This is a genomic window from Desulfofundulus thermobenzoicus, assembly GCF_009428905.1.
GTDB classification, from domain to species: Bacteria; Bacillota; Desulfotomaculia; order Desulfotomaculales; family Desulfovirgulaceae; genus Desulfofundulus_A; species Desulfofundulus_A thermobenzoicus.
Window position 1 is genome coordinate 51,146 of record NZ_WHYR01000009.1, and the last position, 13,996, is coordinate 65,141.

The 13,996-nt window shown below is 54.7% G+C and carries 11 protein-coding genes, 1 pseudogene and 3 riboswitches; of the genes and pseudogenes, 2 read left to right on the forward strand and 10 right to left on the reverse strand.

Translation table 11 applies throughout. The annotated features are described in order from the left end of the window. Positions 1 to 19 precede the first annotated feature (19 nt). The 4 genes from GFC01_RS04965 to GFC01_RS04980 all read right to left on the reverse strand — a co-directional run bounded on the left by GFC01_RS04965 (position 20) and on the right by GFC01_RS04980 (position 4,856). Positions 20 to 1,195 carry a cation:proton antiporter gene (locus GFC01_RS04965; protein WP_152945533.1) on the reverse strand — a complete coding sequence of 392 codons (1,176 nt, stop codon included), beginning with the start codon at positions 1,193 to 1,195 and terminating at the stop codon, positions 20 to 22. Positions 1,196 to 1,260: 65 nt separating this feature from the next. Then, positions 1,261 to 1,321, reverse strand: a riboswitch (Fluoride riboswitch). Between the two features lie 324 nt (positions 1,322 to 1,645). Beyond that, a complete protein-coding gene (locus tag GFC01_RS04970; protein WP_152945534.1) occupies positions 1,646 to 2,185 on the reverse strand; it encodes a Chromate resistance protein ChrB in 540 nt (179 codons plus the stop codon). A gap of 103 nt (positions 2,186 to 2,288) precedes the next feature. Then, positions 2,289 to 3,458, reverse strand: a complete 1,170-nt coding sequence (locus GFC01_RS04975; protein ID WP_152945535.1) for an MFS transporter — start codon at positions 3,456 to 3,458, stop codon at positions 2,289 to 2,291. Between the two features lie 216 nt (positions 3,459 to 3,674). Beyond that, complete coding sequence (locus GFC01_RS04980) at positions 3,675 to 4,856, reverse strand: MFS transporter (protein WP_152945536.1); 1,182 nt, start codon at positions 4,854 to 4,856, stop codon at positions 3,675 to 3,677. 142 nt (positions 4,857 to 4,998) lie between these two features. Further along, a riboswitch (Fluoride riboswitch) is annotated at positions 4,999 to 5,060 on the forward strand. A gap of 52 nt (positions 5,061 to 5,112) precedes the next feature. On the opposite strand from GFC01_RS04980, the gene GFC01_RS04985 reads away from it, so the two are divergent. Beyond that, on the forward strand, positions 5,113 to 5,250 hold the full coding sequence (locus GFC01_RS04985; protein ID WP_152945537.1) for a hypothetical protein: 138 nt from the start codon (positions 5,113 to 5,115) through the stop codon (positions 5,248 to 5,250). Positions 5,251 to 5,262: 12 nt separating this feature from the next. Further along, a complete protein-coding gene (locus tag GFC01_RS04990) occupies positions 5,263 to 5,697 on the forward strand; it encodes a HEAT repeat domain-containing protein (protein WP_152945538.1) in 435 nt (144 codons plus the stop codon). 222 nt (positions 5,698 to 5,919) lie between these two features. Here the strand turns inward: GFC01_RS04990 and GFC01_RS04995 are convergent, their stop codons facing one another. The 6 genes and pseudogenes from GFC01_RS04995 to GFC01_RS05020 form a co-directional block, all read right to left on the reverse strand. Then, positions 5,920 to 6,690, reverse strand: a complete 771-nt coding sequence (locus GFC01_RS04995; protein WP_152945539.1) for a beta-ketoacyl-[acyl-carrier-protein] synthase family protein — start codon at positions 6,688 to 6,690, stop codon at positions 5,920 to 5,922. Positions 6,691 to 6,748: 58 nt separating this feature from the next. Further along, positions 6,749 to 7,396 (reverse strand): annotated as a pseudogene (locus GFC01_RS05000) (AMP-binding protein); the annotation flags it as partial. An 88-nt stretch (positions 7,397 to 7,484) separates the two neighbouring features. After that, entirely contained in the window at positions 7,485 to 8,759 is a 1,275-nt protein-coding gene (gene eno / locus GFC01_RS05005) for a phosphopyruvate hydratase (protein WP_152945540.1), read from the reverse strand. A gap of 200 nt (positions 8,760 to 8,959) precedes the next feature. Beyond that, positions 8,960 to 9,646: a DUF6062 family protein gene (locus GFC01_RS05010; RefSeq protein ID WP_152945541.1), complete on the reverse strand. Its 687-nt coding sequence runs from the start codon at positions 9,644 to 9,646 to the stop codon at positions 8,960 to 8,962. Between the two features lie 165 nt (positions 9,647 to 9,811). Further along, complete coding sequence (locus tag GFC01_RS05015; RefSeq protein WP_152945542.1) at positions 9,812 to 11,824, reverse strand: sodium-translocating pyrophosphatase; 2,013 nt, start codon at positions 11,822 to 11,824, stop codon at positions 9,812 to 9,814. Positions 11,825 to 11,952: 128 nt separating this feature from the next. Next, positions 11,953 to 12,015: riboswitch (Fluoride riboswitch) on the reverse strand. A gap of 18 nt (positions 12,016 to 12,033) precedes the next feature. Next, complete coding sequence (locus tag GFC01_RS05020) at positions 12,034 to 13,941, reverse strand: dynamin family protein (protein ID WP_152945543.1); 1,908 nt, start codon at positions 13,939 to 13,941, stop codon at positions 12,034 to 12,036. Positions 13,942 to 13,996: the final 55 nt, after the last annotated feature.

Genomic DNA, 13,996 nt, shown 5'->3' on the forward strand with positions numbered 1-13,996 from the left:
GATAAAAAATTATAGAGGTTTATTCTTCCGTTGCTGCCGGCTGTGTTTTGCGTATGGAAACTGCTTCCTTCATCGCCTCCGGCACCACCTGCGGCCGGAAGAAGGTCTGGGCGATGATGGTAGGAATAACTCCACTGGCTATCACCACCGTCACCAGGATGGTATATTGCTGCTGGTTGATCAGGTTGTGGCTCAACCCGAAGAGGGACGAGATGGTGCCGAAGGTGAGGCCGGTGGACATGAGCAATGTGGTATACATGCCGTCTTTGGGCGAATAACGGAACAGCCAGGTGAGGGGCCAGACTCCGACAAACTTGGCGGCCACCTTCACCAGCAGCAGGATCAGGATCAACCCCAGAGCCGCGCCCACCGCCGGCAGGGAGACAAAAAGCCCGGCCTTTAAGAAATAAAAGGGAGTGAGAAAGGCAAAGGCCGCCGCCCGGATGCGCTGCAGCAATTCCTTTTCCTGCTGGAAGAAGCCGGCCAGGGCCAGGCCCAGCAGGTAGGCAGGCAGCACCGCTTCGCTGTTGGCCTTGCCGGCCAGCCCGCCCAAAAGCAAAAGGGCAAAAAGCACATACTTGACCTCGATCTGGCCCACCCGGGCGCCGAACCGGTGCTGGAACCAGGGGGTGATTTTATACATCAGGAAGAGTACAATTACCGTAGCCCCAATAAAGATCAGCATCCAGTAATCGTAATTGGCGAACAGCACCCCCAGGGCCAGTACCGTGCCCAGGTCGGTGATGAAACAGGCGGCCAGAATGATCTGCCCCAGCTGGGTTTCATTCAGGCGGGTCTCCACCATCACCGCATAAACAATGGCCACGGAAGTTGTGGAAAGGGCGATGCCGGCGATCTGGGCCGCCTGCAAACTCCAGCCGGCTACGTAATAGGTATAGGCAAAAGTAGCCAGAAACGGGAACAAAAACGAGACCAGGCCCATGGAGGCGCTTTCCTTGAACTTGTTTTTAAGCACCGCCGGGTCCACCTCGGCCCCGGCCAGGAAGGTGAGGATGATTGCTCCCAGCCCGGCCAGGAAGTTCACCCACTCGTTTACCGCCAGCCCCAGGAAATTGCCGCCTATCACTCCCACCATGATCTCCACCATGGCCACCGAAATGCCGGTGCGCACGGAGATCATGCCGGCCGCCAGCGCCAGTCCTACCCATGCGCTGGCCACCAACCACGTGTTCAACTTTACTTCCCCCTTTCTTGCCCGAAATGGGCACAAATAAAGCCCCTACCAAAACTTCGCTTCGAATTTTGGTAGGAGCTATTAGCCGTACAGGCATTTGAGGCGAGCTCCATCGCCATGACGAACACCCAATGGTTATTATAACCACAGATAAAACTCATGTCAAGGTTAAATCCCCTTCTGATACCTACTTAAAATTTTACACGACCGAAGAGATTGAACTATATTTCATAAGTTTTTGGGGACTGTTTGAGCATGACTCCATTTTTTGGTTATTCCGGGTGGGTATGCCTTTGCAACCCGGGCCACTGCATCGCTACCAGTTCCAAGACGGGCAGAATCCGATTATGGTAAGGTCTTCGACCTCAAAGGTGGGTATGATATCTATACACACTATTGGGTAATTTTTCAGACCAACCATAAGTCTTAAGGTCTGGCCTTACCGGGAAATTAAGGTTTTTTTTGCATGGAATCTTCACATGTGAAAACCATATCGGCGAATTCATCGAGCCGGGTACGGCACTCCTGTAATAATTCTTTTGTTTTTTCCGCCAGGCTGGCCTGGAAAAAGTCTCTTTCCATAACCTTTTTCAACCATTTTTCCAGTTTAGCCAGATCCTCTTCATTTTCTTCCAGCTCGGCGTAAGTAAAATGCCGGCTTTCAGTTTCAGCTTCTATTTCCTTGAAAAAATCCTCGCAGCGGTCGATGATTTCCGCGTACTCTTCGTCCCGGGCCATATTGAATAATTTTATTATCCCTTCTGCAGGCGCCAGCAATGTTCCCCTGATCAGGAATGCCTCACCCCCGTAATCCTCGATCTCCTTCCACAACATCCTGAACTGTCTTTCGGTGTCACGCCCGTAAGGCAGGACACAGACGCCGTTTTGCAGGTAAACCGCCCCCAGGGACTTGATCCGGCGCCAGACCGCCGCCCGGTAACGGGACGGCTCGGAAGGTATTTTATAAACGAGCAACAGCCATTCCTGCATCGACAACACTCCTTGAATACCTCTTTGACCATGTCCCTGCCGATACACGCATACCCTCGCGTTCCGCTGGGGATACACCCTGCGCTAAGGTGTGTTTCATGATCTATACCCTTCCCTGTCTTAACGCCGGTTTCTCCCCGGACAGCACCACGGCTACGCCCAGAGCGGCCAGCAGTCCCATGATGCCGCCAAAATAAAAGGTGGCCGGCGCCCCGAAAAAATTCCACAGGGCGCCACCCAGCAGGGAGGCCGGCAATAGCCCCACTCCCACCAGGGTGGCGTGCAGGCCGATCAAGGTGGCCTTTTGCTCCGGCGGAGCGATCTCCGCCACCAGCGCCTTTTCCACGCCCTCGGTGACTGCATTATAGACGCCATACAGGGGAAAGAGCACCCAGAGGAACTGCCCTCGCTGGACCAGGGCAAAGCCCAGATAGACCAGACCGTAAAATACGTAACCCGCCACCAGCAAAACCCGCCGTCCAATGCGGTCGGAAAGGGCGCCGGCCGGAAAGGAAACCACAGCGTAAACCAGGTTGAAGGCCAGATATAAAAGTATCACGTCCGGGGTGTTGAACCCCAGGTCATGGGCGCGCAAAAGGAGAAACTGGTTGGAGGAGTTTCCCAGGGCGAAAATAAAGACCACCACGAGAAATTTCTTTAACCGCGAATCCAGGCCGGACCAGGAAAGATCGAGTTTCTTGCCTATCTTACTGCTTTTTTCACCCGTTTCTTTGACCAAAAAAAGAATGCCCACTCCCAAGAACGCCGGCACCAGCGACCAGGCAAAAACGGTATGGTAGCTGCCGTGATAGGAGGTAAAGAAATAATAGGCCAGAACCACCCCCGCAGCCGCTCCCAGGGTATCCAGCATGCGGTGCAAACCGTATGCCCATCCCAACCTATCCCCGGGGGAGGATTCTGCAATCAGGGCGTCCCGGGGGGCGGTGCGCACCCCCTTGCCGAAACGGTCACCGATTCTCCCCCACAGTACCCAGGTCCAGGAAGTGGAAAAAACGATCAGGATTTTCGCCAGTGCCGAGAGGCCATAGCCGCCTATGGCCGGCGCTTTCCGGCTTTGAAACCGGTCGGAATAATAACCGGAAAATACCTTCAGCAGGCTGGCCAGGCTTTCCGCCATCCCCTCGATGAGTCCCACAATGGCCGGCGTAGCCCCCAGCCGGTTGACCAGATAAATGGGTACCAGTGGATAAATCATCTCGCTGCTGATGTCGGTAAACAAACTGGTCAGACCCAGTAGAATGATATTGATCAATAAACTAAACCTCCATTTCATCTGTTAACAATGCCGGGGACTTGTCCGGCCCCGTGATAAATGACTTAACATTAAATTCATCATTATTTCTATTTTCCCTGCTGAAAAATTAATTCGAGGTCCGCCCATCCTGATCCCAAAATCTTCTGACCATACAGCCGCCGTTACCGCCGCCAGTCGGGGCCATCATATAATATTGCAACTTAAAACTACATTTCACACTGAAACTTTACTTTGAGTCTGTCTTCTTACTAGGAAAAAGAGTGGGATGGCAACGGATTCGGCAACCAGGCTGAAGGCAATGAGCAGGGGCAGCGATACGCTATAGAGGTAGCCAATCAATGCACTCCCCAGAAACCAGAAGATTCCATAACCAGCCGTGAAGAGGCCATACGCCGAAGCGCGCCTTTGCACCGGCACCATCAAGGCCACTGCGGCAGGGATGATTGACTCATGGACACCCATGCCCAGGCCCCAGAGGGCAATCCCGACAAGTGCCGCCCAGAAGCCCCCCAGAAACACCAGCGGAGCAAACAAGGCTGAGAGGATCGTTAAGGGAACCAGGATGATAATGCCAAACCGGTCAAAGAGGCGTCCAAAGAGCAGGGACCCTGCACCACTCACGCCCATCGCCACCGCGTAGAAGACCGGAATCATAGAAGGGGAGACAATGGACGTCTTCTCGAAGTGGTACGCCATAACGGGAAAATCGGCGAATCCGGCGGCGACAAGCACTGCTCCCGCAAGATAAAGCCAAAACACACGAGGAAGACCCTTAGCCTCTATATTGGGAGGCGTACTTTCCAGATCCTCCGGATGGGGATAGGTCAATCGTGCGACAGCCAGGAGAGAAAGCATGACGAGTGCAGGGATGAGCAACACGGCAAAGGCCAACCGGTAATCCCCCCGGAAGGCCAGGACGACCGCGGCAGCCAGCGGGCCGAACAATGCTCCGAATTGATCAAGCGCTTCATGCACGCCAAAGGCCCAGCCATATCCCATTTCCCTGGCGGCATGGGAGAGCATGACATCACGCGGTGGATTACGGGTCGCCCGGCCAAAGCGCTCCAGTATAATGAGCACGGCTGCCATCTGCCAGCTCCCTGCCAGAGCAAGCAACGGCACCGAGGCCATCTGGATAACATAACCAAAGATCGTAATTGGCCAAAATTTACCGGTCCTGTCGGCAAGCCCCCCCGAAACAAGGCGCCAGGCATACCCGAGGAGTTCACCAAATCCGGTAACGAAAGCAACCGTAAACGCACTGGCACCAAGTAAAGCCAGATATGGTCCGATTATCCCTCGCGAAGCCTCATACGTAAAGTCCGCAAAAAAGCTCATGACGCCGATCAGCAGAACAAACTTAAGGGCTCTGGACTTCCTGGATGACGGTTTCATCGCTTTCCCACCTTTCCTTTAAATATTCGTTACGATTATACATGTAACAATTGTTATAATATATTTATCACATTTGTTGTTTTTTAGCAAGCCCCAAAATTACTTTAATTCCTCTTGCCCGAGGAAACTTTTTAACATATAATCTGATCAAGGCGATGGAGTTCGCCCCTTTGCCGTCGAACGGCTAATGACTCCTACCGTATTTTTTGCGGCGGGAGTTTTATTTTTCTCTACAATTTTTAGGGAGGGGATGTCAATGGATGCTTATAGCGCTCAGAAGATCCAGCTGCTTACCGCCGTCAACACACTGGCCGAACTGGTCAAAAGAAAAGAAAACCAATTTGCCGCCGAATTACTGCGCCGCTGGTATCCGATTGACACCCGCCTGTTTTAAGGAGGGAACTCCATGGAACCTCCAGACAGCTATGTGAAAAAATTGATCGCCTCCCTCAAACACGAAGATCCCACCATCCGCCGGCGGTCGGCATGGCTGCTGGGAAAACTGCAGGTAAAGGCGGCAGTTTTCCCCCTCCTCCAATGCTTGCAGGACAACGATGACGACCCCTACATCCTGGCCGATACGGCCCGGGCACTGGGGGAAATTGGCGACGCACGGGCCACGGCACAACTGGTGTCTTTGCTGCACGGTTCCTTTCTGCCGGCCCGCCTGGCCGCCGCCGAAGCCCTGGGCAAACTGGGCGGCGACCAGGCCAGGGAGGCACTCACCAGCGCCCTGGCGGACCGGAACCAGGTGGTACGCCAGGCCGCCGGGGAGGCGCTGCATGAACTTGATTTTAGAAAATCAATACTGGAAGCCGCGGGGAAAAGAATAATTGATTAAATCACGATCTTGAGGGTCAAAAGTTCATTCAAACCCTACCTGGGGGGTATGCATGTCCCCGCGGGAAACTTTCGACTGTTCAATCATGATAAACCTTCCGGTAAAGGTTCCCGGAAGGTTTATCATACTCATTATCAAATTTTTGTACATTTCAGAAGCCGGCCGAAAAATGTTTCACTGTACCCCGCATTTAATCATGGCGTTCAACCGTCCGGGACGACTTTACACAAACCGGCGCACCACCAGGCAGGCGTTCTGCCCGCCGAAACCAAAGGAATTGGACATGGCCACCCGTACATTCACCCGGCGGGGCCGGTTGGGTACGTAGTCCAGATCGCATTCCGGATCTGGCTCTTCGTAGTTGATGGTAGGCGGCACAATACCTTCTTCAATGGCTTTAACACAGGCAATCAACTCGGTTACGCCGCCGGCCCCCATTAGGTGACCGGTAGCGCCCTTGGTGGAGCTAACGGGAATCTGCGCTGCCCGGGAACCGAAAACGGTTTTGATGGCCAGCGTTTCCACCCGATCGCCCAATGGGGTGGATGTGCCGTGGGCATTAATATAGTCTATGTCCCCGGCTGCCAGACTGGCCTTTTCCAGGGCCTTGCGCATACACAGGACTTCCCCCCGCCCGCCGGGTTCAGGTGCCGTGACATGATAAGCGTCGCCGTAGTTGGCGTAACCAATCAATTCCGCCCTGATCCGGGCGTTCCGGTGCCGGGCGTGGGAAAGGGTTTCCAGGATCAGGGCGCCGGCACCCTCCCCCATAACCAGCCCGTCCCGCCGGCGGTCGAACGGCCGGCTGGCCTTTTCCGGGGCGTCGTTGCGGGTGGATACGGCCCGGGCGGCGTGCAGCCCGGCGATTACCAGCGGGCAGAGAATGGACTCCGCCCCCACCGCGACCATCACATCGGCTTCCCCTTGCTGCAAAAGCATGGCCGCCGTACCCACCGCATCGGCCCCGGCCGAGCAGGCGGTGCTTACGGTCATGCTGGGTCATGGTTTTGTCCCGAGGCGACAGGGGGAAGTGCATGATCACGTCGTGGGCGGACAGAACCTCGTTTATATTGTTGATGGGCACCCCCTTGGGCCTGCCTGTGGTTCCGGATGTGTAGAGCCTGGTGGTTTCATCGTATATATGCTTGGGCCGGGGGATGTTTGGATCATGCTCCGGCCGGTTCTTAACATAATCTTCGAAGGTTATGGAACCGGCAAAGGGCTTGTCTTTACCCCAGGGATCCACCATAACCACCCGGCGGGGTCTGTGCCGGGCCATGGCCAGTGCTTTTTCAGCCGTTCTTTTAACTTCCACATCGTAAAAGAATACGACCGGTTTGCTGTCGTCAATAATGTAAGCGATTTCTCCACAGGCAAGCCGGAAATTTATGGGGCAGTTGATAGCACCAATCTTTTGTGGAGCCAGATAGAGAAAAACAAATTCCGCGCTGTTAAGCAACTGGTACATGACCACATCGTTTTTACCCACTCCGTCAGCCAGTAGCGCATGGGCCAGCCTGTTACTTTCCCGGTTAAGTTCGGCGTATGTCCAGGTTTTTCCCCGCAGCGGGCAGGTAAGTGCCGGTCTTCCGGAAAACCGGTGCACGTTGCGCAAAAAGCCGTTCAGATAGGTAAATTCGTACTCAAAAGTGTCTTTAAACATGCGCGTATCGTAAGTGCGTTCCTCATCGTTCATCATTCCACCCTCCAACTTTTCCAGCTGGCTTTTGCCCCATCCTTCGGAATTCACATCCCTTGTAAATGGCCTGAAATATAACCGGCAGGCACTACCGGATATATTTTCTGTACATTTCCACGCCCGGATAAACAGCTTCTTTTAAAGTCTCTTCGATGCGCATGAGCTGGTTGTACTTGGCCACCCGCTCCGAACGGGACAGGGAACCGCTTTTGATCTGGCCCACCTGGGTACCGACAGCAAAATCGGCGATAAAAGTATCCTCGGTTTCCCCGGAACGGTGAGAAAGGACGGTGGTGTATCCGGCTTTTCGGGCCAAACGCATGGTGGCCAGGGTTTCGGTGATTGTACCGATCTGGTTCAGCTTGATTAAAACAGAGTTGGCAACGCCTTTATCTATTCCCCTTTGCAAAATGGCCGGGTTGGTAACAAAAATATCGTCACCTACCAGTTGTACCCGTTCCCCCAGTTTTTCAGTCAATATTGACCACCCATCCCAGTCGTCTTCGGCCAACCCGTCTTCGATTGAAACAATAGGGTACTTTTGCACCAAATCTGCGTAGTACTCCACCATTTGCGATGCCGTCATGTCTTCACCCTCAAAATGGTAGATACCGTCCGAATAAAATTCGCTGGCCGCCGGGTCAAGAGCCAGGAAAATGTCCTTGCCTGGCACATAACCGGCACGGGACGCCGCATGTAAAATGGTTTCAATGGCTTCCTTACTGGACACCAGGTTGGGGGCAAAGCCGCCTTCATCCCCGACGCTGGTGCTATAGTTCTTTTCTTGAAGCACTTCTTTCAGTGTATGGAAAACTTCAGCTGCCATTCTGACAGCTTCGGAGAAACTGGACGCCCCGGCCGGTACGATCATGAATTCCTGGATGTCGATGTTGTTATCGGCGTGCCTGCCCCCGTTGATCACATTCATCATGGGTACAGGCAATTCTCCGGCCGTAACGCCGCCCAGATACCGGAAAAGCGGTAGATCCAGCGATACCGCTGCCGCCCGGGCCACGGCCATGGAAACGCCCAGCAGGGCGTTGGCACCCAGACCGCTTTTATCCGGCGTGCCATCCAGTATAATTAATTTCCGGTCGATAAATTCCTGGTCGAATACCGATAACCCGATGAGTTCCGGCCCGATAATTTCCATGACATTGGCAATGGCCTTTCGTACTCCCCTGCCTTTAAAGCGCTTCGGATCCTTGTCCCGCAATTCCAGCGCCTCCCGGGAGCCGGTGGAGGCACCTGACGGCACGGCGGCGCGGCCAATACTGCCGTCATCCAGGAACACTTCCACCTCAATGGTGGGGTTGCCCCGGGAATCCAGAATTTCCCGGGCATGCACTTTTTTAATAACCATCTTTTCAACCACCTTTCATTGTATTTTCCACAGATAATGTTTTCCAATGGCAAAGTACACCATATACTGACCGTAACTATACTGTTCCGCCCCGTCCGCCGGATGCTCCCTCACGCAAAGTACCACCATTATAACCCTTAAAAGGCGGATTGATGGCGAACTCCATCGCCTCAATAACGATTATGTATATTTGTTTATGTTTATTTGTCTGTACACCCGGTAAAAAATTTCAATGCTTTCAACCATGCATGTTGTTCCCCCCCTTTCGGTTCGTGGGCGTACCGGTAATCCATTTTGCGGAAGTACTCTGCGAAATCCTTCTCCCATCGCGCCAACTGTTTTCGGTGGCAGTCGGCCAGGAAAAGGGCCACTTCCGGCTCAGACACGACCAGTACGTCGCTCATGTGCGTCCAGCAAAGTGCCGGCAAATTGCTATATTGATCCCGATTAGCCTCAGCTTTCAAAAAATCCGCCATTTTCATGACGCCGAACTGGCGGGCCTCATGTTCCGTTGTACAGGCCGGACATAAAGTTTCGAAAGACAAAAGCCTTTTCAGCTTTTTCTGATAGCTTTTCCGAAGTAAGTTAAAAGTTTTTCGCCACCGGTTTTCCCGGAACGCCAGGACCAGTTTAGAAACCTCCTCCATCCTTTCCCGGCGCTCTTTGGTAATGTATTCGTATGTACGGGCCAGCTTTGAACCGATTTCCGCTATCCGGTTTCCATGGCGGGGGCAAAACCCTCCCCGGGCCAGCAGTTCCATCATGGTAAATTCGTGACAGTATTCAATGTCGAACCAGCGAAAGAAGAGCTCCACCCGGTTATTTATTTCAAGGCACACCGGACATTTTTGCTCCCTTAAAGCACGTTCGATTTCCGCAACCGACAAATCACGCCGCACTCCTCATTATATATTGAGTTATGACCCATTAAAAAAGTCGCTCCTGCAGGATATAATACCCTGCAGGAGCCCGCCATCGCCGGTGGCGGAAATTTGGGGATGAGGAAAGCCGGGGAAAAGAAGGGTCGCTTCTTTTCCCCAACAGTGATTTCCCTACCGGACGATCAGGGCCACATAGCCCACAATAAGTAGAGCGACGATATTGACCACCTTGATCATCGGGTTGATGGCCGGACCGGCGGTATCTTTGCAAGGGTCGCCCACCGTGTCGCCGGTAACTGCCGCGGCGTGGGCCGGCGTGCCCTTGCCGCCGTACTGTCCTTCCTCGATATATTTCTTGGCATTGTCCCATGCACCGCCGCCTGCGGTGAGCATCACGGCCAGGAAAAAGCCGGTGATGATCACGCCCATGAGCATGCCACCCAGGGCCTTGGCTCCCAGCAGGAAGCCCACCAGCAGCGGGGCGGCCACGGGGATGATGCCGGGAGCCATCATTTCCTTCAACGCCCGCTTGGTTACGATGTCCACGCAGCGGCCGTATTCTGGCTTCGCCTTGCCCTCCATCAGTCCGGGGATCTCCCGGAACTGGCGCCGCACCTCGTTAACCACTTCATAGGCCGCCTTGCCCACAGCACCCATGGCCAGAGCACAGAAAATAAAGGGTAACGCTCCGCCAATGAGCAGTCCGGCCAGCACCCAGGGGTCCTGTACCATGAAAGTAAGCTTGTCTATAATGCCGGCGGCTTGCCGCACCCGCTCAATTTCCTGTGTGTAGGCGGAAAAGAGCACGATGGCCACCAGGCCGGCGGAACCGATGGCGTAGCCCTTGGTCACCGCTTTGGTGGTATTGCCCACGGCATCCAGAGGGTCGGTGATGGCCCTGATTTCCGGGGGCAATTCAGCCATTTCAGCGATGCCGCCGGCGTTATCGGTAATCGGTCCGTAGGAGTCGATGGCTACCACGATCCCGGTCATGGAAAGCATGGCCATGCAGGCAATCCCCACTCCGTAAACGCCGCCGATCACATAGGAGATCAGAATTCCGGCAACAATGGTGAACACGGGCCAGATGCTGGCTTCCATGGCCACTGCCAGACCGGCGATGATGTTGGTGGCGTGGCCGGACTGGGAAGCCTGGGCGATGGTTTTAACCGGCCGGAAACGTTTGGAGGTGTAGTAATCGGTGATAAACACGATGATCAGGGTGACCACCACACCCACCAGGGCATCCCAGAAAAACTTGTTGTCTCCAAAAATGTACGTAGTGGCCGGATAAAACCCGATCAACGCCAGTATGGCCGAGGCGAAAAGCCCTTTGTACAGGCCGGTCATTATTTCCTGCCCCTGGGACAGGCGTACGAAATAGGTACCGATGATGGTAGCAATGATGGCAATTCCGCCCAGAACCAGGGGATAGATCATGTACATGAGCCGGCCGTGGAAATAAATCTCGCCCAGCAACATGGCGCCGATGGTGGTGATGGCGTAGGTTTCGAAAAGGTCGGCGGCCATACCGGCGCAGTCTCCCACGTTATCCCCCACGTTGTCGGCGATCACCGCCGGGTTGCGGGGATCATCTTCCGGGATACCGGCTTCCACTTTGCCCACCAGGTCTGCGCCCACATCGGCGCTCTTGGTGTAAATGCCGCCGCCCAGACGGGCAAAGACGCTGATCAGGCTGGCGCCGAACCCCAGGCCGACCAGGGAGTTGGGGTCATGAAAGAGCGTAAACATACCGGCTACGCCCAGCAGCCCCAAACTCACGCACATCAAGCCGGTCACTGCGCCGCCCTTGAAAGCCACCAGCAGGGCGTAGGGCAGACCTTTCTTGGCCGCCTCCCCCACTCGCACGTTGCTGCGCACGGCAACGTTCATGCCCACATAACCACATAGTCCGGAGAAAACGGCACCCACCACGAATCCCAGGGCAGTCACCGCACCAAGGCTGAAGAAAAGGACGATGACGATGATAATCCCCACGATGGCAATAGTCCGGTACTGCCGGTTCAGGTAGGCGCCGGCCCCTTCCTGAATGGCCGCCGAGATTTCCTGCATGCGCGGCGTGCCCATGGGACGGCGCAGCACCCAGGAAGTAAGGTAGCCGGCAAAAAGGATGCCGATTATTGCCGCTGCGACGGACAGGTACTCAAAGATGGTTTCCGACATAAGCTCCCTCCTCAACAGATATTTTGAACACAGGCTCCTGGAATAAATCACCTCCTTTCTCCGGCAGGCACGGAGCCGGAACCTGCCGGGTTAAAACAAAAAGCTCCTACCCTTCCGGAAACATCCGGTGCTTGGTAGGAGCTATCAGCCGTAAAGGCGGTTTCATGGCGAGCCCCATCGCCTAATAGTCCATTGATCACCGATGATGTTCAGCATTGAACCTGCTCCTTTAAATAATCGTTGGTCGTCGGACCTGCCGCAGTTCCTGGCTTTGCCGCAGCATCCTGCAGCATAATTTTTACCCGGCATAATGTATCATCAATGGCCTTCAGGCGGTTCAACTGGCCGGCCAGCCGTTCCCGGGCAATCGCTACTTCCGTCTGGTTTTTCTCCCTTTGTTGCAGCGTACGCCGCAATATTTCCCGGGTGCCGGCAATGGTGGCGTCAAATTTATCATCCAGCTGCCGGCGGAACTGCTGCAGGCTTTTGAGAATGCGTTCGGAAAGGTCGTACCGAACCCGCCCGCAGTTGCGGTCCACCAGCACGTCGATACGCCGCCGCATTTCCCCTTTGAGCAGGGGACCGAAAATAAAACGGGGCAGCACGGACGAAATTTTCACCGGATCCGGGGTCAAAAGGGTCCGTTCCTCGGCAAATACATAATAAAGACGGCTTTCGCTCTCCAGAGGTTCCACTCCGGTGAACCCCTGTACCGGCAGGTTGAACAATTGTGCCGACTGGCGCACCACTTCGGCGATCAGCTGGTTGGTACGCCCGGTAAAGCGGGTAACCAGGCGGGTAAACCCTTCGCCGGCCTGCTTTTCCAGCAGCGGCCGCCACTGATCCAGGGCTTGCTGCAGTTCGGTTTGCAGGTAATCTTCCATGGCCTGCAACAATTGACGGTTGGATAGCCGGCTGCCCTTCTCCTGGTACAGGGAGCGCATTCCGGCCAGCAGTTTTGCGTTTTGTTCTTCCTGAAAACGGACGATATCCTGTTCCATCCGCTCCAGCAGCCGGTCCAGTTCACCCTTCAGGATATAGGCATTATCCTGCCGTTCCTGCTCCATGGAAGCTACCATTTCTTCAAAAAGCCGGATTTTGTCCTGCAACTCCTGCAACGGTGTGTCCAGGGCACGCAACTCCATTTCCAGACCCAGCTTTAATTCACCCAGGGCGTTATCGGCCCTGGTGGCGGCGGCCTCCAGCACGGTACGGCCCTTTTCTTCCATCAAAAAGGTCTCCAACCGCCGGGTAAAGGCCGGCAGCTGGCTGGCCTCAAGGGCCTCTTCGTCACCCGCCAGCTGTGCCTCCAGGGCCTGCCGGGCGGAGAGAGGGTAAACCACCGCGTCGGCCAGGCCGGCCCGTTCTTTCAACACCCGGCGGGCAAAATCAATGGCTTCCCGGCGTTCGGCCGGGGACAGGTAGTCAATTTTGTTCATAATGAAGAACATTTTGGCGGCGTATTGCCGGGTGTCGTTAAGAAACTCCACTTCGGCCTGGCTGATGGGCTGGTCGCTGGACAAGAGGAAAATGGCCGCATCCACCATGGGCAGGTATTTGTAAGTTTCATCGGTATTGTTCCGGTAAATGGAACCCACACCGGGCGTATCGATAAGCACCACCCCGTTCCGCAGATAGCGGGAGGGATAATGGATCACCACCTGGCGCACTTTCTTTTCATTCCCCGGGTTGCCTTCCTCGGTAATGTAGGCGGGCAGGTCGGTCACGCCTGTTTTCTGCCGATGGCCGTCCTGGAAATGTACCGTTATATCCAGTTCTTTTCCATACTCCAGTAACGTCACAATGGAGGTCAGGGGAACCACCGCCGTCGGCAACAGGTTTTTCCCCAGAAGGGCATTCACAAAGGTGGTTTTTCCCCGTTTAAACTGTCCCAAAACCACCAGGTGGAAACGGTTGGCCGTTAATCTGGCAGCCACTTCCCCGGCATAACCGGTCAGGGAAGGCACATTTCTTTCCATGGAAAGGGCACGGATTTCCCGCAGGACTGCCAGCAGTCTTTCCCGCAATTCACTAAAACCGGCAGTGCCGGGGAAATAGCCGGATGGACCTGCAACACGGACCGGTTCCTTCGATTCACTGAAGCCGGTAACAGCCATCTTTAATCACCCCTTTATTTAAATCCGGTTAAAAAATCAAGCTCCTGCTGGAAAA

Excerpts from the sequence above, each read along its gene's own strand:
- GFC01_RS04970 (WP_152945534.1), bottom strand. The coding sequence starts at position 2,185 with ATGCAGGAATGGCTGTTGCTCGTTTATAAAATACCTTCCGAGCCGTCC.
- GFC01_RS04995 (WP_152945539.1), bottom strand. The coding sequence starts at position 6,690 with ATGACCGTAAGCACCGCCTGCTCGGCCGGGGCCGATGCGGTGGGTACG.
- GFC01_RS04980 (WP_152945536.1), bottom strand. The coding sequence starts at position 4,856 with ATGAAACCGTCATCCAGGAAGTCCAGAGCCCTTAAGTTTGTTCTGCTG.
- GFC01_RS04985 (WP_152945537.1), top strand. The coding sequence starts at position 5,113 with ATGGATGCTTATAGCGCTCAGAAGATCCAGCTGCTTACCGCCGTCAAC.
- GFC01_RS04990 (WP_152945538.1), top strand. The coding sequence starts at position 5,263 with ATGGAACCTCCAGACAGCTATGTGAAAAAATTGATCGCCTCCCTCAAA.
- eno (WP_152945540.1), bottom strand. The coding sequence starts at position 8,759 with ATGGTTATTAAAAAAGTGCATGCCCGGGAAATTCTGGATTCCCGGGGC.
- GFC01_RS05015 (WP_152945542.1), bottom strand. The coding sequence starts at position 11,824 with ATGTCGGAAACCATCTTTGAGTACCTGTCCGTCGCAGCGGCAATAATC.
- GFC01_RS05020 (WP_152945543.1), bottom strand. The coding sequence starts at position 13,941 with ATGGCTGTTACCGGCTTCAGTGAATCGAAGGAACCGGTCCGTGTTGCA.